General features: G+C 36.7%; 34 protein-coding genes, 2 tRNA genes and 1 rRNA gene. 31 read left to right on the forward strand and 6 right to left on the reverse strand.

Annotated features, from left to right (window positions below):
• Nucleotides 1–21: 21 nt before the first annotated feature.
• The 9 genes from rrf to JKP73_RS21045 all read left to right on the forward strand — a co-directional run bounded on the left by rrf (nucleotide 22) and on the right by JKP73_RS21045 (nucleotide 5,559).
• Nucleotides 22–137 (forward strand): 5S ribosomal RNA (gene rrf / locus JKP73_RS21005).
• 18 nt (nucleotides 138–155) lie between these two features.
• Nucleotides 156–232: transfer RNA gene (locus JKP73_RS21010), tRNA-Met, on the forward strand.
• 46 nt (nucleotides 233–278) lie between these two features.
• A tRNA-Asp gene (locus tag JKP73_RS21015) sits at nucleotides 279–355 on the forward strand.
• A 199-nt stretch (nucleotides 356–554) separates the two neighbouring features.
• Nucleotides 555–1,520, forward strand: coding sequence for a thiamine-phosphate kinase (gene thiL / locus JKP73_RS21020; RefSeq protein ID WP_021292640.1), 966 nt, complete (start codon nucleotides 555–557; stop codon nucleotides 1,518–1,520).
• Between the two features lie 11 nt (nucleotides 1,521–1,531).
• Nucleotides 1,532–1,990: a tRNA (adenosine(37)-N6)-threonylcarbamoyltransferase complex ATPase subunit type 1 TsaE gene (gene tsaE / locus JKP73_RS21025; protein WP_038246197.1), complete on the forward strand. Its 459-nt coding sequence runs from the start codon at nucleotides 1,532–1,534 to the stop codon at nucleotides 1,988–1,990.
• A gap of 23 nt (nucleotides 1,991–2,013) precedes the next feature.
• Nucleotides 2,014–2,718: a tRNA (adenosine(37)-N6)-threonylcarbamoyltransferase complex dimerization subunit type 1 TsaB gene (gene tsaB, locus JKP73_RS21030; RefSeq protein ID WP_038246199.1), complete on the forward strand. Its 705-nt coding sequence runs from the start codon at nucleotides 2,014–2,016 to the stop codon at nucleotides 2,716–2,718.
• Nucleotides 2,715–3,164 carry a ribosomal protein S18-alanine N-acetyltransferase gene (rimI, locus tag JKP73_RS21035; protein ID WP_038246201.1) on the forward strand — a complete coding sequence of 150 codons (450 nt, stop codon included), beginning with the start codon at nucleotides 2,715–2,717 and terminating at the stop codon, nucleotides 3,162–3,164. The genes tsaB and rimI overlap by 4 nt, the downstream gene beginning before the upstream one ends.
• Nucleotides 3,161–4,171, forward strand: a complete 1,011-nt coding sequence (gene tsaD / locus JKP73_RS21040) for a tRNA (adenosine(37)-N6)-threonylcarbamoyltransferase complex transferase subunit TsaD (protein ID WP_038246203.1) — start codon at nucleotides 3,161–3,163, stop codon at nucleotides 4,169–4,171. Before rimI ends, tsaD begins: the two co-directional genes overlap by 4 nt.
• 209 nt (nucleotides 4,172–4,380) lie before the next feature.
• Nucleotides 4,381–5,559 carry an FtsW/RodA/SpoVE family cell cycle protein gene (locus tag JKP73_RS21045; protein ID WP_234447159.1) on the forward strand — a complete coding sequence of 393 codons (1,179 nt, stop codon included), beginning with the start codon at nucleotides 4,381–4,383 and terminating at the stop codon, nucleotides 5,557–5,559.
• 60 nt (nucleotides 5,560–5,619) lie between these two features.
• On the opposite strand, the gene JKP73_RS21050 is transcribed toward JKP73_RS21045, so the two are convergent.
• Nucleotides 5,620–7,548 carry an ABC-F family ATP-binding cassette domain-containing protein gene (locus tag JKP73_RS21050; RefSeq protein WP_160807598.1) on the reverse strand — a complete coding sequence of 643 codons (1,929 nt, stop codon included), beginning with the start codon at nucleotides 7,546–7,548 and terminating at the stop codon, nucleotides 5,620–5,622.
• 247 nt (nucleotides 7,549–7,795) lie between these two features.
• Between JKP73_RS21050 and JKP73_RS21055 the strand changes: the two genes are divergently transcribed.
• Both JKP73_RS21055 and JKP73_RS21060 read left to right on the forward strand, forming a co-directional pair.
• Nucleotides 7,796–8,443 (forward strand): redox-sensing transcriptional repressor Rex, encoded by a 648-nt coding sequence (locus JKP73_RS21055; protein WP_021292633.1) that lies wholly within the window; start codon nucleotides 7,796–7,798, stop codon nucleotides 8,441–8,443.
• 69 nt (nucleotides 8,444–8,512) lie between these two features.
• Entirely contained in the window at nucleotides 8,513–8,920 is a 408-nt protein-coding gene (locus tag JKP73_RS21060; protein WP_021292632.1) for a hypothetical protein, read from the forward strand.
• A gap of 11 nt (nucleotides 8,921–8,931) precedes the next feature.
• On the opposite strand, the gene JKP73_RS21065 is transcribed toward JKP73_RS21060, so the two are convergent.
• A complete protein-coding gene (locus tag JKP73_RS21065) occupies nucleotides 8,932–9,132 on the reverse strand; it encodes a YdiK family protein (RefSeq protein WP_021292631.1) in 201 nt (66 codons plus the stop codon).
• Between the two features lie 62 nt (nucleotides 9,133–9,194).
• The gene (locus tag JKP73_RS21070; protein WP_021292630.1) at nucleotides 9,195–9,899 is read right to left on the reverse strand and encodes a CPBP family intramembrane glutamic endopeptidase; all 705 of its coding nucleotides are present in this window, start codon (nucleotides 9,897–9,899) and stop codon (nucleotides 9,195–9,197) included.
• A 288-nt stretch (nucleotides 9,900–10,187) separates the two neighbouring features.
• Here JKP73_RS21070 and groES point away from each other — a divergent pair, with 288 nt between their 5' ends.
• On the forward strand, nucleotides 10,188–10,472 hold the full coding sequence (gene groES, locus JKP73_RS21075; protein WP_021292629.1) for a co-chaperone GroES: 285 nt from the start codon (nucleotides 10,188–10,190) through the stop codon (nucleotides 10,470–10,472).
• Between the two features lie 49 nt (nucleotides 10,473–10,521).
• Complete coding sequence (gene groL, locus JKP73_RS21080) at nucleotides 10,522–12,165, forward strand: chaperonin GroEL (RefSeq protein WP_021292628.1); 1,644 nt, start codon at nucleotides 10,522–10,524, stop codon at nucleotides 12,163–12,165.
• A gap of 88 nt (nucleotides 12,166–12,253) precedes the next feature.
• On the opposite strand, the gene JKP73_RS21085 is transcribed toward groL, so the two are convergent.
• From JKP73_RS21085 to JKP73_RS21095, 3 genes are all read right to left on the reverse strand, one after another.
• A complete protein-coding gene (locus JKP73_RS21085; protein WP_200411820.1) occupies nucleotides 12,254–13,450 on the reverse strand; it encodes a site-specific integrase in 1,197 nt (398 codons plus the stop codon).
• Entirely contained in the window at nucleotides 13,440–13,904 is a 465-nt protein-coding gene (locus JKP73_RS21090; protein WP_200411821.1) for an ImmA/IrrE family metallo-endopeptidase, read from the reverse strand. Before JKP73_RS21090 ends, JKP73_RS21085 begins: the two co-directional genes overlap by 11 nt.
• Nucleotides 13,905–14,047: 143 nt before the next feature.
• Nucleotides 14,048–14,464: a helix-turn-helix domain-containing protein gene (locus tag JKP73_RS21095; protein WP_200411822.1), complete on the reverse strand. Its 417-nt coding sequence runs from the start codon at nucleotides 14,462–14,464 to the stop codon at nucleotides 14,048–14,050.
• 162 nt (nucleotides 14,465–14,626) lie between these two features.
• Between JKP73_RS21095 and JKP73_RS21100 the strand changes: the two genes are divergently transcribed.
• From JKP73_RS21100 to arsC, 18 genes are all read left to right on the forward strand, one after another.
• On the forward strand, nucleotides 14,627–14,920 hold the full coding sequence (locus tag JKP73_RS21100) for a helix-turn-helix transcriptional regulator (protein ID WP_200411823.1): 294 nt from the start codon (nucleotides 14,627–14,629) through the stop codon (nucleotides 14,918–14,920).
• Complete coding sequence (locus JKP73_RS21105) at nucleotides 14,901–15,212, forward strand: DNA-binding protein (protein WP_200411824.1); 312 nt, start codon at nucleotides 14,901–14,903, stop codon at nucleotides 15,210–15,212. Before JKP73_RS21100 ends, JKP73_RS21105 begins: the two co-directional genes overlap by 20 nt.
• A 22-nt stretch (nucleotides 15,213–15,234) precedes the next feature.
• Nucleotides 15,235–16,029, forward strand: a complete 795-nt coding sequence (locus JKP73_RS21110; RefSeq protein ID WP_200411825.1) for a phage replisome organizer N-terminal domain-containing protein — start codon at nucleotides 15,235–15,237, stop codon at nucleotides 16,027–16,029.
• 12 nt (nucleotides 16,030–16,041) lie between these two features.
• Entirely contained in the window at nucleotides 16,042–16,821 is a 780-nt protein-coding gene (locus JKP73_RS21115) for an ATP-binding protein (protein WP_200411826.1), read from the forward strand.
• 1 nt (nucleotide 16,822) lies between these two features.
• Complete coding sequence (locus JKP73_RS21120) at nucleotides 16,823–16,999, forward strand: hypothetical protein (RefSeq protein ID WP_200411827.1); 177 nt, start codon at nucleotides 16,823–16,825, stop codon at nucleotides 16,997–16,999.
• A 163-nt stretch (nucleotides 17,000–17,162) separates the two neighbouring features.
• Nucleotides 17,163–17,378, forward strand: coding sequence for a hypothetical protein (locus tag JKP73_RS21125; protein ID WP_200411828.1), 216 nt, complete (start codon nucleotides 17,163–17,165; stop codon nucleotides 17,376–17,378).
• A gap of 76 nt (nucleotides 17,379–17,454) precedes the next feature.
• Nucleotides 17,455–17,877 (forward strand): hypothetical protein, encoded by a 423-nt coding sequence (locus JKP73_RS21130; RefSeq protein ID WP_200411829.1) that lies wholly within the window; start codon nucleotides 17,455–17,457, stop codon nucleotides 17,875–17,877.
• A complete protein-coding gene (locus JKP73_RS21135; RefSeq protein WP_200411830.1) occupies nucleotides 17,870–18,127 on the forward strand; it encodes a hypothetical protein in 258 nt (85 codons plus the stop codon). Before JKP73_RS21130 ends, JKP73_RS21135 begins: the two co-directional genes overlap by 8 nt.
• A gap of 2 nt (nucleotides 18,128–18,129) precedes the next feature.
• A complete protein-coding gene (locus JKP73_RS21140; RefSeq protein WP_200411831.1) occupies nucleotides 18,130–18,294 on the forward strand; it encodes a hypothetical protein in 165 nt (54 codons plus the stop codon).
• Nucleotides 18,294–18,776 carry an ArpU family phage packaging/lysis transcriptional regulator gene (locus JKP73_RS21145; protein WP_200411832.1) on the forward strand — a complete coding sequence of 161 codons (483 nt, stop codon included), beginning with the start codon at nucleotides 18,294–18,296 and terminating at the stop codon, nucleotides 18,774–18,776. Before JKP73_RS21140 ends, JKP73_RS21145 begins: the two co-directional genes overlap by 1 nt.
• A complete protein-coding gene (locus JKP73_RS21150) occupies nucleotides 18,776–19,000 on the forward strand; it encodes a hypothetical protein (RefSeq protein ID WP_200411833.1) in 225 nt (74 codons plus the stop codon). The genes JKP73_RS21145 and JKP73_RS21150 overlap by 1 nt, the downstream gene beginning before the upstream one ends.
• A 338-nt stretch (nucleotides 19,001–19,338) precedes the next feature.
• Nucleotides 19,339–19,659 carry an ArsR/SmtB family transcription factor gene (locus tag JKP73_RS21155; protein WP_200411834.1) on the forward strand — a complete coding sequence of 107 codons (321 nt, stop codon included), beginning with the start codon at nucleotides 19,339–19,341 and terminating at the stop codon, nucleotides 19,657–19,659.
• 92 nt (nucleotides 19,660–19,751) lie between these two features.
• Complete coding sequence (locus tag JKP73_RS21160) at nucleotides 19,752–20,636, forward strand: permease (protein ID WP_200411835.1); 885 nt, start codon at nucleotides 19,752–19,754, stop codon at nucleotides 20,634–20,636.
• 63 nt (nucleotides 20,637–20,699) lie between these two features.
• Nucleotides 20,700–20,849, forward strand: a complete 150-nt coding sequence (locus JKP73_RS21165) for a hypothetical protein (RefSeq protein WP_200411836.1) — start codon at nucleotides 20,700–20,702, stop codon at nucleotides 20,847–20,849.
• A 169-nt stretch (nucleotides 20,850–21,018) separates the two neighbouring features.
• A complete protein-coding gene (locus JKP73_RS21170) occupies nucleotides 21,019–21,363 on the forward strand; it encodes an ArsR/SmtB family transcription factor (protein WP_200411837.1) in 345 nt (114 codons plus the stop codon).
• A gap of 24 nt (nucleotides 21,364–21,387) precedes the next feature.
• Nucleotides 21,388–22,677, forward strand: a complete 1,290-nt coding sequence (locus JKP73_RS21175) for an arsenic transporter (protein ID WP_200411870.1) — start codon at nucleotides 21,388–21,390, stop codon at nucleotides 22,675–22,677.
• Between the two features lie 48 nt (nucleotides 22,678–22,725).
• The gene (locus JKP73_RS21180) at nucleotides 22,726–22,923 is read left to right on the forward strand and encodes a hypothetical protein (RefSeq protein ID WP_200411838.1); all 198 of its coding nucleotides are present in this window, start codon (nucleotides 22,726–22,728) and stop codon (nucleotides 22,921–22,923) included.
• Nucleotide 22,924: 1 nt separating this feature from the next.
• Nucleotides 22,925–23,344: an arsenate reductase (thioredoxin) gene (arsC, locus tag JKP73_RS21185; protein WP_200411839.1), complete on the forward strand. Its 420-nt coding sequence runs from the start codon at nucleotides 22,925–22,927 to the stop codon at nucleotides 23,342–23,344.
• Nucleotides 23,345–23,378: the final 34 nt, after the last annotated feature.

Consider the following 23,378-nt stretch of genomic DNA (forward strand, 5'->3'; position numbering starts at 1 on the left):
TGTCCTTATTTTTAAGGAATGTCTGGTAGCAATAGCGGAGAGGTCACACCTGTTCCCATGCCGAACACAGTAGTTAAGCTCTCCAGCGCCGATGGTAGTTGGGGCTTTGCCCCTGCAAGAGTAGGACGCCGCCAGGCATATTATATTTATCATATCGCGGGATGGAGCAGTCTGGTAGCTCGTTGGGCTCATAACCCAAAGGTCGCAGGTTCAAATCCTGCTCCCGCAACCAATTAATTCAACTGAATCTGGAGATAAGAAAGGTTGAATATTATAATGGTCCGGTAGTTCAGTTGGTTAGAATGCCTGCCTGTCACGCAGGAGGTCGCGGGTTCGAGTCCCGTCCGGACCGCCACTAATATAGACTTATTATACACAGGATTTCGTGAAATCGTGTGTTTTTTATATGCTTGAAAAGTGCATTTCGATTTATATGTCATGTTATACTCCCTCTCTTTTCAACTTGAATTCTTTCTCAACTACTATTTCCTTTTTCAATTTCCAACTTTTTTTGCTATCATTGTTATAGTTAGTATAGAAACTGGTGAAAAGTGATGGATGAATTTTCTTTTATTAAATCAATTAAACAGCAATTTTATAGACAATCGACCTTAGTTAAAGGAATAGGTGATGATGCAGCAGTCTTTCGACAACCTTTTTCCGATATTGTCACTTCGGTTGATACATTTGTAGAGAATATACACTTTCGAAAAGATACAATGAAACCATTTCATGTTGGCTACCGAGCATTAACTGCTAATATAAGTGATATTGCTGCTATGGGGGCAACGCCAGCCTTTTATTTAGTATCAATTGTCATTCCAACAACATGGTGTGATGCAGAAATTGATGACGTTTTTAGAGGAATGCATACCCTAGCGTCTAACTACAAAATGGATCTTATTGGAGGAGACACTGTTTCAGGAAGTGAGTTAACAATCTCCATTACAGTTATTGGTTACGCGAGGAAGGGTTCTATTTGTTATCGGCACAATGCTAGGGATGGAGACATTGTGTTTGCTACTGGTACATTGGGTGACTCACAAGCAGGCTATTATATATTAACAAATCCTGGCGATTATATGGATGCTGATTATTATATTAGGAGCCATCAGATGCCTGAGCCTCAAGTGAATTTTGCTTCCTATTTCCATCATTTTAGCAGAGTTGCTATCAATGATATTAGTGATGGAATTGGTAATGAAGCTGCTGAAATTTGCGCTGAATCAAACGTTAGCATGATTTTGGAGGATGAACAAATTCCAATATCGGATAACTATCATCAATTCTTACCGGAATTGCAATATAAATGGAAGTATTTTGGTGGGGAAGATTTTCAACTGTTAGGCACGATTTCTGCGAACGATTGGCCAAAATTAAAAAAAGTAGCAGATTCTATACATATAAGACTGACAAGGATTGGCAGAGTCTTCACAGAAGACAACCAACATAATGTATATCTAAAAAAGAACGGCAGAAAATACCTTTTACCTAAGAAAGGATATACACATTTAAAGTAGTGGGTGACAACATGGATTCTTATAAAATGACAACAACAACTGAAGAGGAAACGATGCATCTAGCTCAAAAATTGGCGATTTTATTAAAACCAGGGGATGTGGTAACCCTTGAAGGGGATCTAGGTGCTGGTAAAACAACATTTACGAAGGGGATAGCTACTGGACTTGGTGTGAAACGCAACGTAACTAGTCCTACATTTACAATCATAAAAGAATATGAAGGTGAACTACCTTTATACCATATGGATGTATACCGTTTAGAGAATTCCGATGAAGATATAGGGTTTGATGAGTATTTTAATGGGGAAGGGATTTCGATTGTAGAATGGCCTCAGTTCATAATGGATTTTTTGCCAGAAGAAAGGCTCGATATCCATATTTCCTATGTTAATGATCAATCTCGACAAATTCAGCTGCAAGCTAGGGGTTCACACTTTGAATGGGTACTAGATGAATTACAAAGTAATTAAAATCAAGACGAGGAGCTATATAGATGAACATACTTGCCATCGATACATCGAATCAAGTATTGGGTGTTGCAATTCAACAACAAGGACATATTACTGGAGAGATAGTTACCAATGTGTCTAAAAATCATTCTGTCCGATTGATGCCAGCCATAGAAAAACTAATGAAGGAAGTATCTTTAAAACCGGAAGCCCTCGATCAAATCATTGTTGCAAAGGGACCTGGGTCTTATACAGGTGTTCGTATTGGACTGTCAACCGCTAAGTCAATGGCATGGGCGTTGAATATACCTATCATTGGTATATCTAGTTTAGAGGTCCTTGCATATCAAGGACGATTTTTTAATGGTCTTATTTGTCCTTTTTTTGATGCAAGGCGTGGATTGGTTTATTCTAGTTGTTTTAAGTGGGAAGATAATAACATGGTTATGATAGAGCCAGAGGCAAATATGTTAATGGATGAATTTCTCGACAAATTGAAATCATATCAGCATCCTGTTCTTTTCTTAAGTCCAGATATTTCTGTGCATCAAGAACGTATACAAGAAAAATTAGGTAACCTTGCAGTTATTCCCGATGCAACTTTTCAGCTCCCAAGAGCGTCTCATTTAATAATGGCGGCTAAAGAGAGAAGCGTAGATGAAACGCATACGTTAACACCAAATTACCTAAGACTTGCAGAAGCAGAGGCAAAGTGGTTAGAACATCAAAAAAGGGTCAATAACGAATGATTGAGCCAGTTATAAGAAGAATGGAGATAATGGATATCGATGCTGTAATCGAAGTAGAACGGACTTCATTTTCTACTTCTTGGACAAAGGATATCTTTTATCAAGAAATATCGGATAATCCTTATGCTCATTACTTTGTCATGGAGTTGGATAAGAAAATTATTGGCTATATTGGTACATGGATTGTGTTAGACGATGCTCAGATTACGAATTTAGCTATCCAACCTATTTATCGAGGTAAGAGTCTTGGTGAAAAGCTATTCCACTATACGATGCAATATGCCATAATAAGAGGGGTCAGCCGATTGTCATTGGAAGTACGAGAATCAAACACGATTGCACAGAATTTATATCAAAAGTTTGGCCTTGTCCCTGGCGGGCTACGAAAGAATTATTATACAGATAATCAAGAAGACGCAATTGTTATGTGGGTGAATCTATCATGAAAAAAGATACAATTATATTAGGAATAGAAACGAGTTGTGATGAAACAGCAGTAGCCGTTGTGAGAAATGGAAGAGAAATTCTCGCAAATGTCGTTTCATCTCAAATTGAAAGTCATAAACGGTTTGGCGGAGTCGTACCTGAGATAGCATCTCGCCATCATGTAGAGCAAATCACGTACGTATTAGAAGAAGCCTTCAATCAAAGTAATACAACCTGGGAAAAGATTGATGGAATAGCTGTAACGGAAGGACCGGGTCTTGTAGGTGCATTATTAGTTGGTGTAAATGCTGCAAAAGCATTAGCATTTGCAAAGCAAAAACCACTGGTCGGTGTACATCATATAGCAGGGCATATATATGCAAATCGCTTAGAGAAGGAATTTGAGTTTCCATTGCTAGCTTTAATTGTTTCCGGTGGCCATACGGAATTAGTTCTAATGCAGGAACATGGAGAATATGAATTAATTGGTGAAACGAGAGATGATGCAGCTGGAGAGGCTTATGATAAAGTTGCCCGCATGTTGAACCTGCCATATCCCGGTGGTCCACAAATCGATCGTTTAGCTGAATTGGGTCAAGAGACAATTACCTTTCCTCGCGCTTGGCTAGAGCAAGATAGCTATGACTTTAGCTTTAGTGGATTAAAGTCATCGGTGATTAATACCATTCACAATGCCAAGCAAAGAGGAGAGGAATTGAAAAAAGAAGATATCGCAGCAAGCTTTCAAGCGAGCGTTATTGATGTTCTAACGACGAAAACAGTACGTGCTGCAAAAGATTTTAATGTAAAACAGGTAATTGTAGCTGGCGGTGTGGCAGCTAATAAAGGGTTAAGGAATGCATTAGAAACAAGCTTTGCAGAATTAAATATTCCTTTACTTATTCCGCCATTCAAATTATGTACAGATAATGCGGCCATGATTGCTGCTGCAGGAACGATTGCGTTTGAACAAGGAAAACGCTCAGAGCTATCTTTAAATGCCCGAGCGTCGTTACCATTGAAATAATCGCAATAATCCACAGTTATTCACAGGTATGTGTATAAGTTTAATAAAAGCTGAAGTGGAAGGATCTTTATTGTGTATGGAAAATGTGCATAACTCAAAGAGTGTTTGTGGATATTGTGTATAACTTTGTGAAAAAGCGTGAATACACATAAAAATATATTTTCTAATGTGGATAAATTGTTGATATAGTAATTTAGAAATTTGGTGAAATGGAAATGTCTAAAAAGCAATCCTTTTATATACAGAACGATTTAATTATGCTATTTATTATGTTTGTTTGTGTGAGTTTGCTATCCATTTATAATGCGCAGCAGTTAGATCAATATGGCTCGAACTTTGTGCTTCAACAGATTTTATGGTTTACCATTGGGGTAGGAATTGTGGCCGCTATTCAATACTTAGATATTGATCAAATACAGCGGGCAAGTGTCCTTATTTACGGATTTGGTGTATTTGTCCTCGCCGTACTATTGATTAGTCCCGAGGCAATAGCCAAGCCTGTAAATGGAGCGAAAAGCTGGTTCCAGCTTTTTGGAGTATCCTTGCAACCTGCTGAATTTACAAAGATAACAACTATTATTTATATGGCAGCAGTTATCCACAGACATAAGCAAAAGTTTGAAAAGCCAACAGTGAAGTCAGATATTCTCATGTTATTAAAAATTCTCGCAGTAGTTGCTGTTCCCGTATTATTAATTATGCAGCAGCCTGACTTCGGTACAGCAATGGTCTATCTATTTATAACGGGTATGATTATTATTTTATCCGGAATTGATTGGAAAATTATTACGACCTTAATAGTCAGCATTACAGCGTTTATAGGTGCTGTATTGGGATTTATTGTTCAATTCCCTGAATTAGCTAAAACCGTTGTTGGGGAAGATCAAGCCTATCAAATTGATCGGATTATGACTTGGTTTGATCCTACACAATCAACAAGTGATGCCAATTGGCACTTTAATCAAGCTTATATGGCTTTGGGATCTGGACAACTATTTGGCAAGGGGATTGGGACACCACAAGTTAATTTCCCAGAAGCGCAAACCGATTTTATCTTTTCGATTATAGGCGAAAGTTTTGGATTTGTAGGGAGTGCCTTTGTAATTTTCCTATACTTTATGCTTTTGTATAAGTTAGTAATGATTGGTCTATCCATTTACAAACATTCTCCCTTTGCGGCGTATATTTGCTTTGGATACCTTAGTTTAATGCTTATTCATGTCTTTCAAAATATCGGCATGGCTCTAGGGATTATGCCTGTTACGGGTATTCCGTTGCTGTTGATAAGTTATGGGGGAAGTTCTGTGTTATCCACAATGCTAGGGTTTGGCGTCATATATCGGATAGCTGTGGAAAACTCCATTCAAAATGATTATTTATTCAAATAATTTCTGTGGATAACCAATAAATAAGCCACATGACATTCGATGATGTCATGTGGCTATTTTTTATTCTTCTTGTAATGCTGCCCATTCTTCCATTAAATCTTCCATATGCTGTTTTTGTTTAGTTGCTTCCTTTGTTAATTCTAGTGATTTTTGATGATCTTGATAAACAGTAGGATCTGTCATTTTTTCCTCAAGCTTTTGAATTTCTGCTTCTAATCGTTCGATATTGCTTTCTAACTCGGTAATCCGCCGTTCTTTTTTTCTCTGTTCACGCTGTAATTGTTTTTCCTGTTGATAATTTCTCTTTTTTTCTTTGGTAGTGGATGGAGCTGAAGGCTGTTCACCTAGCTTTAATCGCTTTAGCTCAGCTTCCTCCTCTTTTTTTTCTAAATAATAATCATAATCACCCAAATAAATGGTCGTATTAGCTCGCTGCATTTCTACTACTTGATCGGCAATCTTATTGATAAAATAACGATCGTGCGAAACAAATAGGATGGTGCCTGGAAAGTTCATTAAAGCAGCTTCAAGTACTTCCTTACTATCGATATCCAAATGGTTGGTCGGTTCATCTAAAATTAATAAATTCGCTTTCTGCATCATTAATTTTGATAAGGCTAATCGTGCTTTTTCGCCACCACTTAACGTATTGACGGCTTTTAAGACATCATCACCAGAAAATAAAAAGTTACCTAGAACCGTTCGAATATCTTTTTCATTAATCGTCGGATAATCATCCCATAATTCCATTAATACTGTTTTTGATGAGTTCAGATCAGCCTGTTCTTGATCATAATAGCCAATTTGAACATTTGTTCCAAGTTGAATACTTCCATTTGTAGCCTGCAGCTTTCCCAGTAAAATTTTTAAGAACGTCGTTTTCCCGACTCCATTTGGTCCAACTAAAGCAATGCTTTCTCCTCGGTTAATATGCAGATTAAGGTGCTGGAATAGGTTTTCATGGGTATCTTCATAATGAAAGGACAGATCATTTACTTTCAATACATCATTTCCACTTCGTTTCTGAATACCAAAAGAAAAAGCAGCTGATGCTTCATCACCAAGCGGTTGATCGAGCTTGTCCATCTTTTCTAATTGTTTTCTTCTGCTTTGGGCTCGTTTGGTTGTCGATGCACGAGCAATATTCTTCTGAATGAAGTCTTCCATTTTCTTAATTTCCGACTGCTGTTTTTCGTATTCTTTCCATTCTTTTTCATAATTGGCAGCTTTTTGCTCAAGGAATTTACTATACGTTCCATGATATTTTTTCGTATTATGCCGTGCTATTTCATAAACGACTGATACGGTTTTATCGAGAAAATAGCGATCATGTGACACAATGACTACTGCTCCTGGATAATTTAACAGATAATTTTCTAACCAGTTTAATGTACCAATATCCAAGTGGTTTGTTGGTTCATCTAAAATGAGTAATTGCGGTTTCTTTAGTAAAAGTTTTCCTAATGATAGTCGTGTCTTTTGACCGCCACTTAATGTTTGGATTGGTGTTTGGTAATCAAAGTCTTGAAAATCAAGTCCGGTTAGTACTGATTTTATTTCGGCTTCATAGGTGTAGCCGCCATTTTGTTGAAAGGCATGCTGTAGTTTATCGTAATTCGTAAGTAATTTTTGGTAATCCGCTTCGGAATGTTCATGGGCTTTTTCCATTTGCTTTTCGAGTAAACGAAGCTCTTCTTCTTGATTACGTAGATGAACAAAAACTTCCAGCATTTCCTCCCAAATGGTTTTAGTTGACTCCAGTACGGTATGCTGTGATAAATAACCAAGGGTTAAATCTTTTGGTTTAAACAATTCACCTTCATCATAAGTAAGTTCACCAGCCATTATTTTTAATAACGTTGATTTACCTGAACCATTTCTGCCAACAATTGCTATACGATCATTTTCTTTTACTTCTAATTTAATATTGGATAGAATTTCATCAGCACCAAACGCCTTTGAAAGTCCATTTATTTGCATTAGTATCATACGTTTCACCTCATCTATACTAGTGTATCTTAATTGCGGGAAGCCAAGCAATATAATTGTGAAATCGGTCACGACTTATTTCCATTTTTCTGCTAAAATAGAGGTGGAGCTCAATAACTGTCACAATTTCTACAAGAACTATTTGCTGCGATGTAACATGTAAGCGGTCAATAAAAGGGTGTCTACCATTAAGCGATGCATCTGGTAGAACAATGGGGATTATTATCGTAAGAAAGAAGGAATAGCAATGGATCATAATAAAATACCTCAAGCAACTGCGAAGCGGCTACCATTGTATTATCGATTTATTAATAACTTAAATCATCAAGGAAAAAAGCGAGTATCTTCAAAAGAATTGAGCGATGCTGTCAAAGTTGATTCAGCTACAATTCGAAGAGATTTTTCCTATTTTGGAGCACTAGGTAAAAAAGGATATGGCTATAATGTTGAATATTTACTTGGTTTTTTTCGTAAAACCCTAGATCAGGACGAAACAACAGATGTTGCTTTAATAGGGGTAGGTAATTTGGGTACAGCATTTTTACATTATAATTTCATGAAAAATAATAATATCCTTATTAAAATGGCATTTGATAGTGATCCGGAAAAAGTAGGTACGACGATCGGCGATGTTCCTGTTTATCATATTGCAGATTTAGAAAAAAAATTAGATGGTGTGAATGTTGCTATCTTGACGATACCTGCGAGTGAAGCGGACGGGATTACTGATAGACTTGTTGCAGAGGGAATTACTGGGATTCTCAATTTTACGCCTGCTCGAATTACTGTTCCCGAGTATATTCGTGTACATCATATTGATCTTGCTGTTGAATTACAAGCGTTGGTATATTTTTTAAAGCATTATCCGCTAGAAGAGACGAAGCAGCTGGATTAAAAAAGAAGCCGAATAGGGTTTCTTTTTTCAGTAAGTGGGGTATAGCATACAATAGAAGGTCTAGATAACTTGAACTGGCTAACTATGATGTACATAGATCGAAGCATCTCTTATGTTAAGGCATACTTACTTGATGGCATCGATAAAAGTTATAATGGAGGAATCACAGTGGTAAGAAAACGCAGTATTATTTTTTTACTTCTCATCGGTATGTTGATGATTACATTGGCTGTGGGTGGAAATGAAGAAATAAAAGGGCAAAAGGTCAATGCGCAGGAGGCAATGAGCTGGAATGAAATGGAAGATGGAAATCGGGAACAACTAAATATAATGAGTTATGATGTAACAGAATATATAAATACAATTGATAGCGAATCACCGGCATATGACACAACAAAAGATTTAATGGAACAGATGGAAGTTATTCATTTGGGTGATGATCCATCATCTGACCAAAAGAATAAAAAGAAGGAATAGCAGGCTAACTGCTATTCCTTCTTTTTGTGTTTTAAGCGAAAATGAAGAGATATTAAGCGAATGCTGACACCAATCTCGAGTGTAGCAAAAACAGCTAACACCATTGTTGTTACATTCCATATCGTTTCATCTACACTTAAGATTGCAATATAGGTAAAAAATACTCCCATGATAAAATAAATGATTGCCATGGTTTTTGGTGAAATCTTCATTTGTAAAGCCCCCGTTAAATATCAAGCCCACCATAAGGCGGATCGGGGGAGATCCCCCGAAATTATAATGTTAAAATGGTTTGTAATTCCTTCAGTTGCCTTTCTAATTCAGCTGGATCAATATTATATTGCGCGATAACGACAATTGAATTCATGGCCATGTGCACGAAAATAGGGACGAGTATCCGTTTTGTTTTTACATATAAATAAGCGAAAACGAGCCCCATGGAACCATAAACCAATATATGCTGCGGTTCACCGTGGATAATCGCGAATATGAAAGCTGATAGTAATGCAGCAATCAGAAAGTTTGTCCGTGTATATAGTCTGCCAAATATAATCTTTCTGAAAATAATTTCTTCTAGTATTGGAGCAGCAAACATTGGAACAATCATGAATAATGGGGTAGCCCTGGTTATATCCATAATCATTTCCGTATTTTCCGAATTCTGTTGAATACCAAGAAATTCCGTCTGGATCATACCTGCAATTGCCTGGGCAAAGAAAGCCATAAAGACACCAAGTATGGACCAGAGTATAATCTCACTTGTCGGTGAAGCTTCTCGTTCATTCACACCCTGTTTCATATCTGGTCGCATTAACCACAGGACAACAAGGACACCTAGAATGAAACTAAGCACCATGGAATAAACAGTAGCTTCAGCTTCGTTAATAGGAAAGGCACTATACAGTAGTGGGGCAAATATTACTCCAAGAAACTGCATAATGATATACGTGATAATGACCCACCAGTATCGTTTTGGCAAAATACAACGACTCCTTTTTCTTAAGTTGAGAAAGTATACTATAGTTTATGTTTGAACTTACAAATCTATTAGCGATAAGATGGATATATACATTATTTATTTTATCATAAATAAGCCCTTGCTTATAATAGAATGATTTGTTGGAACAAATGAGAAGAAATTTGAAAAAATATGATTTTGATACTTGCATTTTTAACCGGAATTATTTATCATATTAATTGGAATTAGCACTCAATGATGTAGAGTGCTAATAACTAAAAATGATATAGAATTAAGGAGGCTTTCTTCATGATTAAACCACTAGGAGATCGCGTTGTTATCGAGCTTGTCGAGCAAGAAGAAAAAACTGCAAGCGGTATCGTACTTCCAGACTCTGCAAAAGAAAAACCACAAGAAGGAAATATTGTTGCAGTCGGTTCTGGCCGCGTAACGGAAAATGGAGAAAAAGTTGCCCTAGAAGTTTCTGAAGGTGACCGTATTATCTTTTCAAAGTTTGCTGGAACAGAAGTTAAATACGAAGGCAAAGAGTACTTAATTCTTCGTGAAAATGACATCTTAGCGGTTATTAGCTAATCTTAGATATACAGATACTTAACTTAAGAATTTAAGGAGGGCTTTATTCATGGCTAAAGAAATTAAATTCAGTGAAGACGCACGTCGCGCAATGCTTCGTGGTGTAGATACATTAGCAGATGCGGTAAAAGTTACATTAGGACCAAAAGGTCGTAACGTTGTATTAGATAAAAAATTCGGTTCCCCATTAATTACAAATGATGGTGTTACCATTGCAAAAGAAATTGAATTAGAAGATCACTTCGAAAATATGGGGGCACAGCTTGTATCTGAAGTTGCATCAAAAACAAATGATGTCGCAGGTGATGGTACAACAACTGCAACGGTACTCGCACAATCAATGATTCGCGAAGGACTTAAAAACGTAGCTTCTGGTGCTAACCCAGTAGGCGTACGTCGTGGGATTGAAAAAGCTGTTGAAGTAGCTGTTAATGAATTAAAATCAATCTCTAACCCAATTGAAAGCAAAGAATCCATTGCTCAAGTTGCTGCGGTATCCTCTGGAGATAAAGAAGTAGGTAACTTGATTTCTGAAGCGATGGAACGCGTTGGTAACGATGGTGTTATCACAATCGAAGAGTCTAAAGGCTTTAATACAGAGCTTGAAGTAGTAGAAGGTATGCAATTCGATCGCGGTTATGCTTCTCCATACATGGTTACAGATCAAGATAAAATGGAAGCTACACTTGAAGATCCTTATATCTTAATTACAGATAAGAAGATTGGTAATATCCAAGAAGTATTACCTGTACTAGAGCAAGTGGTACAACAAAGCAAACCACTTCTAATGATTGCTGAGGATGTTGAAGGCGAAGCACTTGCTACATTAGTAGTAAACAAACTTCGCGGAACATTCAATGCAGTAGCTGTTAAAGCACCTGGCTTCGGTGACCGTCGTAAAGCAATGCTAGAAGACATCGCTACACTAACTGGTGCAGAGGTTATCACAGAAGATCTTGGGCTAGATCTTAAGAGTGCTACCATCGATCAATTAGGTCGTGCTTCTAAAGTTGTTGTAACGAAAGAAAACACAACTATTGTGGAGGGCGCTGGAAACCCAGAAGCTATCTCTGCTCGTGTTTCTCAAATCCGTGCACAAGCAGAAGAAACTACTTCTGATTTCGATAAAGAAAAATTACAAGAACGCCTTGCTAAACTAGCAGGTGGTGTAGCAGTTATCAAAGTAGGTGCTGCAACAGAAACAGAACTAAAAGAACGTAAACTACGTATTGAGGATGCATTGAACTCTACACGTGCAGCAGTACAAGAAGGTATTGTAGCCGGTGGTGGTACAGCATTTGTCAATGTTTACAACAAAGTAAGTGAATTATCACTTGAAGGTGACGAAGCTACTGGTGCAAATATTGTCCGTCGTGCAATGGAAGAACCAGTTCGTCAAATCGCTCACAATGCTGGTCTAGAAGGATCTATCATTGTAGAACGTCTAAAAGGCGAAAAAGTAGGCGTTGGCTTCAACGCTGCAACTGGCGATTGGGTAGATATGGTTGACGCAGGTATCGTTGACCCAACTAAAGTTACTCGTTCCGCACTACAAAACGCTGCCTCTGTAGCGGCTATGTTCCTAACTACTGAAGCAGTAGTTGCTGACAAGCCTGAAGAAGATGGCGGCGCTGCAGGTGGCGGCGGAATGCCAGACATGGGCGGCATGGGCGGCATGGGCGGCATGATGTAATAGTCTCTCAATAAATCCTGCCAAATCAATGATTTCGAGGGGTATAAGGGAACTTAAATCCTTAAAACCTCACATTAGCCTCACATTTTTATAAATTTATGTTTGAAAGGGTGTTTTCGTAAAAGTTACTAACTTTTGCGGAAGCGTCCTTTTTCATTTTTTTGGTTACATGAGTGTAGATCTTCAATGTCGTTTGTGGGTCGTCGTGTCCTACCCGTTCCATAACTGTTGCAAGGTCAACACCAGCTTCAGCAAGCATGCTTATATGAGTATGCCGAAAGATGTGTGGTGTCGCTTTCTTTTCAATATTTGTGTATTCCAACAGTCTGGCCATTCGGGTCACAATGTTTTTTTGTATATATGGATATCCATTCGCCCGGCAAAAAACAAAGTTGCCATCATGCTCTAGTTCACTGCGATATTTCATCCTGATCTTTTTCTGCCGCCTGTAATGTGATTTAATGAGTTGCATAATTTTTTTGTCCATCTCAAATGAACGTATAGATCCATTTGTCTTTGGCGGTGTCAACTCATATTTGCGCATATTGTTATCTTCATTATATAATGTTTTCGTAATGCGGATAGTGTTAGTCTCAAAGTCAATGTCAGACCATTTTAAAGCACACAACTCTCCTGAGCGCATACCGGAAAAAGCTAAAAGGTAGAAACGTTCGATATCCAATTCCTGCCCATGTTGTAAAACAGCATTTAAAAACTCATTTAATTCATCGTTTGTTAAAAACTTCTGTTCAATCGGTTCTAATTCGATTTCCTCAACTGTTTTTCGCTTCCTTGGTATGACAACCTCTCGATTTGGACTTTCTTTGATAAGCTTATCTTTCACGGCATGTTGAAATATCATGCCGGCTGATGTATTCACGCCTTGAACAGTTGTCCGAGCATAATCGGGCGAAATGTCATTGATGAATTTTTGATACATGGAGTATGTGATGTTCGCAATAGGGGTTTTGGCCATATACCGATTCAGGATCGCAACCTCTTTTTCCCGGATTCGGACAGTGCTTCTTTTGACACCTGTCTGTTTATATACATTCATCCAACCAGATGCAACTTGGTCGAATGTGATGCGCTTTCCAGAGTTTTCGTCGATTTTATCTTCATCAATTGATCGGACGGCGTCTTGTGCACGCTTTTTGGCTTCTCGTTGTGTCTTAGCACGCCGTGTTATTTGTTTACGCCTACCAGTAGCAGGGTCTCTGGGACCATCAACAACACACTCCCATTTAACTTGTCCAGATTTTGTTTTAATCTTCTTACAATACATGGTTTAGTTCCTCCTTATATAGTTTGTTTTGATACATTTCTAACCGTTTAACAGCGAAATCATATTCCACGTTAAATAAATTCATAATAGCGGAAATTGAAAGTTCGTCTGTTTTCTGCAACATGAAAGTTGGCACGCAGAAATGATAAGCAAAATGATTTGCATGATATTCTTGCAGGTCTATAAACAAACGATTCATTGTATAATGATTTCCGCAATGTCTTAAATAGTGCCCTAATTCATGACCAAATACTTGCCACTCTTGCTGTTTGGTGGATTTTTGAATTACTAAATCATGCCCAAAACGGAGACTGAATTTGCCATAATAAATATTCAAATCAAGCTTCTTAGCAATACTATCAATTGTTAATTGATTCGGTCTATTGATACGGAGATATTTGTACAAATCCTGTATATAATCTTCAAGATGAGTATTAATATAACAACCCTCCATAAGAATGTATGTTCGAATAGATTTAAAAATAATGGCATACAATTATATGTACACCTTGTTAATTTTGATCTCCCTAAATTCTTTTGATCTCCCTAAATTCGCTTGTCTTTCTAATACTAGTGTCTCCTTATTTGGCAGTAGAATTATTTCTTTTCCTTTTTCCTTTTAAAATGGAGATATTCAATTGTGTCAAGCACTTCTCTTCTCTCGTCATCAGACATGTTTCTCCAGTTGTTGAACATTAATTCAGTTTGCGGATCGTTTAGTAGCTCTTTTAGTTCCTTAGTTCCCTCATCTCCATAATTAGCAGAAGTATATAATTCATCTATGCCATTATTCGGTGTGTAACCAGACATAATAAGTAATTCATTTTCATCTAAATCCAGTTTATTAGCAAAGATTGAAATAGTTTCTTTTGAGGGAGTATGTTCTCCACGCTCAATTTTACTTACGTGTGAGAAACTAATCCCGGTTATTTCTGATAAAGCACGCAAAGACATTTCTTTTTCTTCACGATATTTTTTAATAAATCTTCCAATTTTGTTCCTTTTTTCATTCATTCAATTCACCAAACTCTCTATACATTTCATTGTATCGTATAGCAACACAAATTAAAATAATTTAATAAAATGTGTTGACAATTAACACGTTTGATATTATTATTACAGTGTCAGGACACGACACAACACAACACAGGCATGTGTGGCGGAAGGAGGTACGATATGTCAGTTATTTATAATAAAATTAAACAACTAAGAAAGGGTCACCACATCAGCCAACAAGAATTAGCAAGTTATTTGAAAATCGAGCGAACTTCACTCTCTAAGATTGAGAACATGCACTATAATCCTAGTATACGTATCATCAGTAAAATAGCAAATTTTTTTGATTTACCAATTGGTGATATTTTTTTTAATCATGTTGTGTCATTTAATGACACGAAAGAAATTGTGTCCCAAAACAGAGAAAATACAACTGATAAGGATGGTTATGCAAATGCCAAACACAACATTTAGTCAAGAAGAAATCCAGACATTCGCAAATGAAATTAAAAAACAATTGATGCCGACTCTCATTGAGGAACTAAAGGAATCAGAATTACCACCATTGCTGACAAGGAAGGAATTCATGGAGCTTACAGGGGTTGGCCCGACAAAGTGTAACGAGTTATTCAACCGGTTTGACTTCCCCGTCACGAGAGAATTAGGTCATCCAAAAGTGCCTACTAAATTGTTTTTTGATTGGCTATATGAATCTACGCAGAATTATCAGGAGGTGAATATGAAATACCCATATAACGCAATTTGAATTTTCAGGGAGTGGATAAATAATGCGAGATCTGAAATGGATTAAATTAGATATTTCCATGTTCGAAGATGAAAAGATTAAATTAATCGAACAGATGCCAGAAGCAGATACTGTTCTCATTATTTGGGTAAAGTTACTGGCGCAAGCAGGGAAAACTAATGCAAATGGATATATCTATCTAAATGAAAATATTCCATATACGGATGAAATGCTCGCCACGATATTTGGTAGACCAGTTAATACTGTTCGGCTAGCATTAAAGGCTTTACGTGAATTCGGAATGATTCACATAGACGAAGATTCCTTTATACACATTTCAAATTGGGAAAAACACCAGAATGTAGAAGGGATGGAAAGGATAAGGCAGCAAAATAAATTAAGAAAACAAAAGCAAAGGGAACGTGAGAAGGCTAAACAAATTGAGCAAAAATCGGAAAATGTGATGTCACGTGACAGTCACGCACCAGAAGAAGAACAAGAAGAAGAGAGAAGAAAGAAGAAGGAAGACAAAGAACAACAACACACCTCAGAAATAATTCAATTTTGGGATGAAAACGGATTCGGATTAAATAACATTCAGGGAAAAAATCAGTTGTTGTCATGGTTGGACGATTCATCATTTAACCCCCCTGAAAAAATCATACTCAAGGCTATGGAGATAGCATGTGCTAATAATAAAAGACAGTTGAATTATATTGAGGGTATTCTTCGAAATTGGGAAAATGAATCGTTATTGACGCTTGAAGATATTAAAAACAGCAAAAAGAAACATAAGAAACAAACAATTGCGAATGATGGCTATAATTACGGATTTTAGGAGGATTTCCTGATGGAAAGTATCAAACAACATATAACAAGTCTAGAACAAAAATTACTTGAAACGTTTGATTGTGATGGTTGCCATCAGCACGTATCGCAAACAGAATTGATGATTCCTTTTGGACCACGTGCGGGTGAACGAATCATAGCTAATTACGGTTGTATTTGCGATGATATTAAGCTGGCAGAAGCAGCAAAGCAAAAACACAATCAACTCAAGCAAAGTAAGCTGATGGATAGTTTTAATTATTATTCATTAACCAATAGGTCATTAAAAGAGGCAACATTAGAAAATTATGATCCTACCAACAATGACTTAATAAAGGCAAAACAATCAGTGGCAGAGTATATTAATGCATTTGAGGGAGAACAGAATCTCCTTTTAACAGGGGAGTATGGAACAGGGAAAAGTCATCTTTCTGTTTCTATAACTAAAAAGCTAATGAAAAGAGGTTATGAATGCTTGTTTCTCTCCCTTCCGAAATTGCTAACTAAAATCAAGCGAACCTATAACACAGAAGGCGTCACAGAAGATGAATTACTAAGCGTTATTCAGCGTGTGGACTTATTAGTGCTAGATGATATTGGGGCAGAACAACAAACAGAATGGTCTACGTCTAAACTTTTCGAAATACTGGATGATCGTTCAGGTAAAGCAACTGTATATACCACCAATTTAAGTAGTGATGAACTCAAAGAACGGGTGAGTGAACGGAACTTCTCAAGAATGATGGAAAATACAAACGTTATCGTTATGAATGGTTCTGATTATAGAAGGAGGGCTTTTTAATATGTGGCAAGGAATGAAAAGTGTCATGGTGTTTGATCCAAAGGATAATCAAAAGGAGACTGATAGGAAGTGGCGGGAGTGGATGGAACAAAAAAGCTCCGTTGGTGACAAGTATGTACCAACGGTAGCTGAAACAAGAAAATATCTTAATGAACCGGAAAACAGGAAGCAACGATAGGCCTAATATCATACTTTCTGATTTTCCTAGCTAAGTTGCATTTCATTATAGCATTATTTCGTTTATATGTGAAATCGCCAATTAAGGTGATTCAATAGATCGAATTCAATATTGGTAACACACAGAGGGGTTTTAACAATTTGATTATTTCTGGAGGGATATTATGCGAGCAATTAATAAAAGTGACCAAAAGAAATTGGTTATTCATGGCAGTTATTCAGAAGCACATCTTATTCGTGAGGCGTTATCTTTGTACAGACTGCGGATGGAAACAGTGAATGGAAAGAATAGCGAGGAAGAAAAAATTGTAGGTGAGTTGATGTATAAGATTATGAACCCGGAAGTCGAAAAGGCAATTACTGAAATGAAAAATCAATGAGCACATCAATTAATCATTCGTTAAACTGAAAGCAATTTTTTAATATAAGACTCTCATGAACAGGAGTGAATTAAAATTGACTAACCAACTGCCTAATAAGATCATTCGTATCGATCAAATTCGAATAAACCGGGGAATGGAAAAGGTATGTAAGTGCAAAAAAAGAAAATACATGCTTGATACACGAAATAGGAGAGTCATGTGTTCGAGCTGTGGAGCAATCATTGACCCTTATGATGCCATGTATGATATGGCATTACGTTGGGAGCAAATGAATGAACAACTGGACTATATGCTTGAACAACGAAAACAAATCATTAATTATAAGCCATGGTTAAAGGCCATTCGCTATTTAGAGAAACAGTATCGAGGAAAAAAGATGATTCCGGAGTGCCCACGGTGTAATGAGCCATTTTATTTAGAGGAACTAAATTCCTGGACTGGACGCGAGTTTGCAAATACGAGAATTCGCAAATGGAAGGAAGAGCACGATGAGTGAACACACAATCCAGCAATTACACGTTTATGAATATCTGGGGAAAGAAGATGACCCTTTGTTTACTGCAATTTGCAATATGCAACAAGGTTATTCTCAATATATACCAGAATTAAAAATGACTCTCACAAAAAATCAGCATGGGCTGTACGAAATAGTGTCTAAGTCAATCCATGAATGCTATTCCAATAAAGAAGAGTTATATGATTGTGTCAGTGAGATTTTAAATTATAGCTTATTAAGGGGGAAGTAATTGTGTCTCAAATTGTTCACTATGATATGAATCTGGCCAATGCCTTACAAGCTATCATTCAAAGGATAGCATGGGCATTGCGTTCATTGAATAAATACCATTTTGCTGATCGAAGGGAATTATTATTTAGATCAATATCAAATATGCAAGAAAGGGTGAATCGGTAATGCAATTTAGTTCAGAAGTTGAGAATATGTTCACACAAGATGAAATCGAGGAAATACTCAAAGATGAACAGCAATTTTATATAGAGTATGCGGAAAGAAAATGGTTAGACCGGTATTTCAAAATTAAAGCAGTGGCAAATGAAACGCAAGTGCCGAGCATTGTTTCTTCCATATCGGATATGCCTCATGGTTCCAGTAATTTCAAAAAGAGCAAAACGGAAATGTATGCTTTAAAAACCATACAAGCATCAGAGTGGCTGGAAATATTGTATTCAGCACTTCAAGCATTAAGTCCAATTGAACAAGAATTGATTGAATTAAAGTATATGCGTAGACGGAATGGGGGTTCTCTTTATAGTGATGAGGTCATTTATCCGCAACTATATGTCGGGAAAACAAGATATTATGAAATAAAGAAAGAAGCATTGGAAATACTCGGACGAAATCTATATGGTGTCTTTGCTGAAAGGGGATTTTCTTGATGATTTCCGTTGTTCAGACAGTCAAAAATACATTGCTTATAATGTTGTTTTCCATTTTGTTTATTGCTTTTTCAACTTTCTGTGGTATTGTTTTTTTGGCAGTTTTTCAGTGGTTTATGCATACAGACTTCTATTTGAACATGGTTAATTCTGCAGATTTTTGGTTATGGCTGCTAGGAGTCCCATTTATCATTATTTTCCTTATTACTTGTATGAAGTTATAGTGTATTAAGTGTCAAATGTGGATTTGAAATAAAGTGGTTGTACCGTTATAAAAAAATTGAACTGTTTTCCCCCTTTGGATATGATTATCTAAAGGGGAGTTTTTATAGTGAAAGAAAAGAACATATGAATTGAGATATGGATTAAGAAACTGTTGAGTGACAGCCATATTGTATAATAGTTATTGGCAATGAGCGTTTAGTTTAAAGTGCTTAAGATGTATTGATTTATTGTGTAAATAAATCAATTTTTATTGATCATTAAGGTTGCAATATCATTTTATGGATAATATACTATTAATAAATCAAAAAAAGTTGATATGTTACTTGGAGGTGAAATAATGGAGTTAATTAAAAGTATAAATGAATTAGGCGAAGACGAGGTACTTAATTTTTATGAAAATATGTTCAATGCTTTAGCTGATAAAATAAGGTTAAAAATTATAAATGAAATCAGTAAAAGTCCAAATAAATATTTGTGTGTGTGTGACTTGGAAGAAAAGTTAGAGTTAAAGCAATCAAAACTATCTTATCACTTAAAGAAATTAGTAAATGCTAATATTTTGATTCCAGAAAAACATGGTACATGGAACTATTATAAAATTAATGAGGAACAAATAGAGGTTGTTTTATCTGAAGATACTTGTTGTAAAATTTTCTAATAGGTATCTTAGTTTTTTTACCATATACATCAATAAATATTGATGTATGAATCAAAAAAAGTTGATGATTAAGAGGTTAAGGAGTTATGATAATGACAGACTCAATTTTGGAGTTCATAAGAACCTTTTTAATACTATTTGTTGAATTACTTGCTTTATTTATTGTTGTAAGTTTTATTGTGAGTTTCATTCAACAAGTAATATCAGAAGAAAAAATTAAAAAATTTTTAAATCGCCCAAACAAAGCTGTTAATTATTTACTAGGTACATTCTTTGGGGCAATTACACCATTTTGTTCCTGTTCAACTATACCTGTACTAGCGGGATTATTAAATGCCAAAGTACCATTTGGACCTTCAATGAGTTTTTTAATTGCTTCACCATTAATGAATCCGGTTATGATTTTCATGCTTTGGGTACTTTTAGGTTGGAAAACTGCACTTGTATATTTTATCGTACTAAGTATTTTTAGTATTTTAACAGGGTTAATTTTTTCAAAGCTTAAATTAGCAGAGTCATATAAAGGTGTAACTGTTAAAGGAGATGGATTTTTCAGTAATAAACAAGGGTCCAGAGTTAAGCAAGCTTTAAATGATGCATGGGCATTTCTTTACCCAATGCTTCCTTACTTATTCATAGGGGTCTTTATTGGTGCATTTATTTACGGATTTGTTCCAGCAGATTTCATTACAAAATACGCCAGTGGTGATGGAATATTTTCCGTAATGATTGCTTCAGTTATTGGTATTCCAATGTATATTCGTCCTGAAACAATGCTCCCTATTGCAGAAGCCCTTGTATCAAAAGGTATGTCTATGGGTACTGTGATTGCTTTAGTTATTGGTGGTGCAGGTGCAAGTATTCCAGAAGTAATTATGTTGTCTAAACTATTTAAAAAGAAATTTTTAGTGGCATTTATTTCAGCTATTTTAATTGTGGCTATAGGCACTGGCCTTATAGTTAGTTCAATCTTTTAGGTTTAAAAAGAAAATAGTTTTACGCTTGCATTATAAAATTACCCTTTTAAGGAGGTGATATTCATGGCAGAAAAAAAGTCTGGTCTTAAAAAGTTGTTCTCTAAACCTAATCAAGCTTGCTGCAGCGTTGAAATTGAAGAAGTAAAATCGACTGAAGATAGTTGCTGCGGATCCACAACGGAGAACACTGAAAAGCAGCAGAAAGAGGCGTAATAAGGGAAATTAGGACCTAGAACATTGTAAAAAGGGCTTCATTGAGAAGTCCTTTTTTGATACTGTACAAATAGTAATCAATCACAATTTATTTTTTAGATCATATAATTTGCATATATAAGCAAGTGATTATATACTAATAAACGAATAAGAAAGGTGGTGTATATATATGCTTAAAACTGCAATTGAAATGGATAAAGCTGCGATGATTTTCAAATTGTTGGGTGATAAAACGCGTTTAACCATGGTAAAAATACTTGATGCACATGATTGCTGTGTTTGTGAGTTTGTGGAGATATTCAAAGCAAGCCAGCCGTCGATCAGTCAGCACCTGCGAAAACTGAGGGATGTTGGGCTGGTGAAGGAAGAAAGAAGGGGACAGTGGATATTTTATTCGATTAATAAAGCGCATGAATATTATCCATTTGTTCAACAGATACTTGAGCCGTTGCCTGACCAGGATGATAAATTAGAGCAATTGGAAGAAAGTGGCGGACGAATTACTTGTTGTTAATTGGGGGTTAAGGTTTTGTCATCAATGCTTATACTAGCAATTTTAATTTTTGTAGTAACGCTTGTTTTAGTTATCTGGCAGCCAAAGGGGCTGTCAATTGGATGGTCCGCAATCGGTGGTGCCATTATTGCCTTATTAGTTGGGGTAGTTGGATTTAGCGACGTCATAGAAGTAACAGAAATCGTATGGAATGCGACCCTGGCTTTTGTTGCGATTATTCTGATCTCATTAATATTAGATGAAATAGGGCTCTTTGAGTGGGCGGCACTACATATGGCCAGAATTGCAAAAGGCAACGGGATCAAGATGTTTGTCTATATCAGTATTTTAGGTGCAATTGTAGCTGCCTTCTTCGCAAACGACGGTGCAGCTTTGATATTGACACCAATTGTGCTGGCAATGGTTCGGAACTTGAATTTCACCGAAAAAATGATCTTTCCGTTCATCATGGCAAGTGGGTTTATTGCAGATACCACTTCCCTACCGTTCGTGGTCAGTAATCTGGTGAACATCGTATCCGCAGACTTCTTTGGTATCGGATTTGTGGAATATGCTTCCAGAATGATGATTCCAAACTTATTTGCACTGATAGCAACTATCACCGTATTGTTGATCTATTTCAGGAAAAGTATCCCGAGATCCTATGATGTATCCAAATTAAGCAAACCTGCAGATGCCATTAAGGATATGAGGATGTTTCGTCTATCATGGTATGTACTTGGGCTGCTAGTTATCGGCTACTTTGCAAGTGAGTTCATCAACCTTCCTGTTTCCATTGTTGCTGGTATTATAGCCATCTTCTTCTTGATTATGGCACGAAACAGTAGCGCAGTGGATACAAAAGCTGTTATTAAAGGTGCGCCATGGAATATCGTATTTTTTTCTATTGGCATGTATGTAGTGGTATATGGGTTAGGAAATGCTGGGCTTACTGATGCATTAGCTACCGTTATTCAAGCTGCAGCAGAACAAGGTTTATTCGTTGCTACGATAGCTATGGGCTTTATCGCTGCTTTCTTGTCATCCATCATGAACAATATGCCAACCGTGATGATCGATGCTATGGCTATCGCTGAAACAAATACTTCCGGTGCGATCCGGGAAGCACTGATTTATGCGAACGTAGTTGGGGCTGACTTAGGTCCAAAAATTACACCGATTGGATCCCTAGCAACGTTAGTATGGCTTCATGTGTTGTCGCAAAAAGGAGTGAAGATTTCATGGGGAACCTATTTTAAAACAGGAATCATTTTAACGATTCCAATCTTGTTCATTACCTTATTAGGACTATATTTGACGTTATCGGTTTTATAAAGAAACGTTTTCATTTAAAGACTATGTCATTGGGAAGGACATGGTAAGATGAGAGGCTCATTCGTAGTTCCTAGATTATTAATTTTAGTGGGTGTGTTTTTTATCTCTGCAGGTGTAGGGCTAAGAAATATAAACACTTATGTACCAATACTTGGGATTGTCGTAGGGATATTATTTTTCCTGCTAGCAGGGCATATTTCAAGATTATTGGGGAAAAAAGAAGAACAAATTAGAAAGGAGCATTAAGATGTCTAAGAAAATAATTTATTTCTTATGTACCGGCAATTCCTGCCGAAGTCAAATGGCCGAAGGTTGGGCAACATACTATCTTGGGGAAGATTGGGAAGTTAAAAGTGCAGGAATTGAAGCGCATGGCTTAAATCCTAATGCAGTTAAAGCAATGAATGAAATAGGTATTGATATTTCTGATCAAAAATCAGAAATGATTGATACGGAAGTTTTAAATCAGGCAACGATGGCTGTTACGCTTTGTGGGGATGCAGCAGATAGGTGTCCAACGACACCACCTCATGTGAAGCGAGAACACTGGGGTTTTGATGATCCTGCAAAAGCAGAAGGAACAGATGAAGAAAAATGGGAAGTTTTCCAACGAGTTAGAGATGAAATTGAGGAAAGAATTAAACGCTTTGCGGAAACTGGTGAATAAGTGATTAAAGGGCCGTGAGATGATCTCAAGGCTT

The organism is Virgibacillus salexigens, assembly GCF_014905415.1.
Taxonomy (GTDB): Bacteria; Bacillota; Bacilli; order Bacillales; family Amphibacillaceae; genus Virgibacillus; species Virgibacillus salexigens.

Bases quoted from the DNA above. Each gene is read 5' to 3' on its own strand.
- arsC (WP_200411839.1), top strand. From the start codon at position 22,925: ATGTCTAAGAAAATAATTTATTTCTTATGTACCGGCAATTCCTGCCGA.
- JKP73_RS21160 (WP_200411835.1), top strand. From the start codon at position 19,752: ATGACAGACTCAATTTTGGAGTTCATAAGAACCTTTTTAATACTATTT.
- JKP73_RS21155 (WP_200411834.1), top strand. From the start codon at position 19,339: ATGGAGTTAATTAAAAGTATAAATGAATTAGGCGAAGACGAGGTACTT.
- JKP73_RS21175 (WP_200411870.1), top strand. From the start codon at position 21,388: ATGCTTATACTAGCAATTTTAATTTTTGTAGTAACGCTTGTTTTAGTT.
- JKP73_RS21085 (WP_200411820.1), bottom strand. From the start codon at position 13,450: ATGTATTGTAAGAAGATTAAAACAAAATCTGGACAAGTTAAATGGGAG.
- rimI (WP_038246201.1), top strand. From the start codon at position 2,715: ATGATTGAGCCAGTTATAAGAAGAATGGAGATAATGGATATCGATGCT.
- JKP73_RS21055 (WP_021292633.1), top strand. From the start codon at position 7,796: ATGGATCATAATAAAATACCTCAAGCAACTGCGAAGCGGCTACCATTG.
- JKP73_RS21145 (WP_200411832.1), top strand. From the start codon at position 18,294: ATGCAATTTAGTTCAGAAGTTGAGAATATGTTCACACAAGATGAAATC.
- JKP73_RS21165 (WP_200411836.1), top strand. From the start codon at position 20,700: ATGGCAGAAAAAAAGTCTGGTCTTAAAAAGTTGTTCTCTAAACCTAAT.
- JKP73_RS21100 (WP_200411823.1), top strand. From the start codon at position 14,627: ATGTCAGTTATTTATAATAAAATTAAACAACTAAGAAAGGGTCACCAC.
- JKP73_RS21125 (WP_200411828.1), top strand. From the start codon at position 17,163: ATGCGAGCAATTAATAAAAGTGACCAAAAGAAATTGGTTATTCATGGC.
- tsaD (WP_038246203.1), top strand. From the start codon at position 3,161: ATGAAAAAAGATACAATTATATTAGGAATAGAAACGAGTTGTGATGAA.
- JKP73_RS21105 (WP_200411824.1), top strand. From the start codon at position 14,901: ATGCCAAACACAACATTTAGTCAAGAAGAAATCCAGACATTCGCAAAT.
- groL (WP_021292628.1), top strand. From the start codon at position 10,522: ATGGCTAAAGAAATTAAATTCAGTGAAGACGCACGTCGCGCAATGCTT.
- groES (WP_021292629.1), top strand. From the start codon at position 10,188: ATGATTAAACCACTAGGAGATCGCGTTGTTATCGAGCTTGTCGAGCAA.
- JKP73_RS21050 (WP_160807598.1), bottom strand. From the start codon at position 7,548: ATGATACTAATGCAAATAAATGGACTTTCAAAGGCGTTTGGTGCTGAT.
- JKP73_RS21095 (WP_200411822.1), bottom strand. From the start codon at position 14,464: ATGAATGAAAAAAGGAACAAAATTGGAAGATTTATTAAAAAATATCGT.
- tsaE (WP_038246197.1), top strand. From the start codon at position 1,532: ATGGATTCTTATAAAATGACAACAACAACTGAAGAGGAAACGATGCAT.
- JKP73_RS21090 (WP_200411821.1), bottom strand. From the start codon at position 13,904: ATGGAGGGTTGTTATATTAATACTCATCTTGAAGATTATATACAGGAT.
- JKP73_RS21065 (WP_021292631.1), bottom strand. From the start codon at position 9,132: ATGAAGATTTCACCAAAAACCATGGCAATCATTTATTTTATCATGGGA.
- JKP73_RS21180 (WP_200411838.1), top strand. From the start codon at position 22,726: ATGAGAGGCTCATTCGTAGTTCCTAGATTATTAATTTTAGTGGGTGTG.
- tsaB (WP_038246199.1), top strand. From the start codon at position 2,014: ATGAACATACTTGCCATCGATACATCGAATCAAGTATTGGGTGTTGCA.
- JKP73_RS21115 (WP_200411826.1), top strand. From the start codon at position 16,042: ATGGAAAGTATCAAACAACATATAACAAGTCTAGAACAAAAATTACTT.
- JKP73_RS21110 (WP_200411825.1), top strand. From the start codon at position 15,235: ATGCGAGATCTGAAATGGATTAAATTAGATATTTCCATGTTCGAAGAT.
- JKP73_RS21045 (WP_234447159.1), top strand. From the start codon at position 4,381: ATGGAAATGTCTAAAAAGCAATCCTTTTATATACAGAACGATTTAATT.
- JKP73_RS21120 (WP_200411827.1), top strand. From the start codon at position 16,823: ATGTGGCAAGGAATGAAAAGTGTCATGGTGTTTGATCCAAAGGATAAT.
- thiL (WP_021292640.1), top strand. From the start codon at position 555: ATGGATGAATTTTCTTTTATTAAATCAATTAAACAGCAATTTTATAGA.
- JKP73_RS21170 (WP_200411837.1), top strand. From the start codon at position 21,019: ATGCTTAAAACTGCAATTGAAATGGATAAAGCTGCGATGATTTTCAAA.
- JKP73_RS21135 (WP_200411830.1), top strand. From the start codon at position 17,870: ATGAGTGAACACACAATCCAGCAATTACACGTTTATGAATATCTGGGG.
- JKP73_RS21150 (WP_200411833.1), top strand. From the start codon at position 18,776: ATGATTTCCGTTGTTCAGACAGTCAAAAATACATTGCTTATAATGTTG.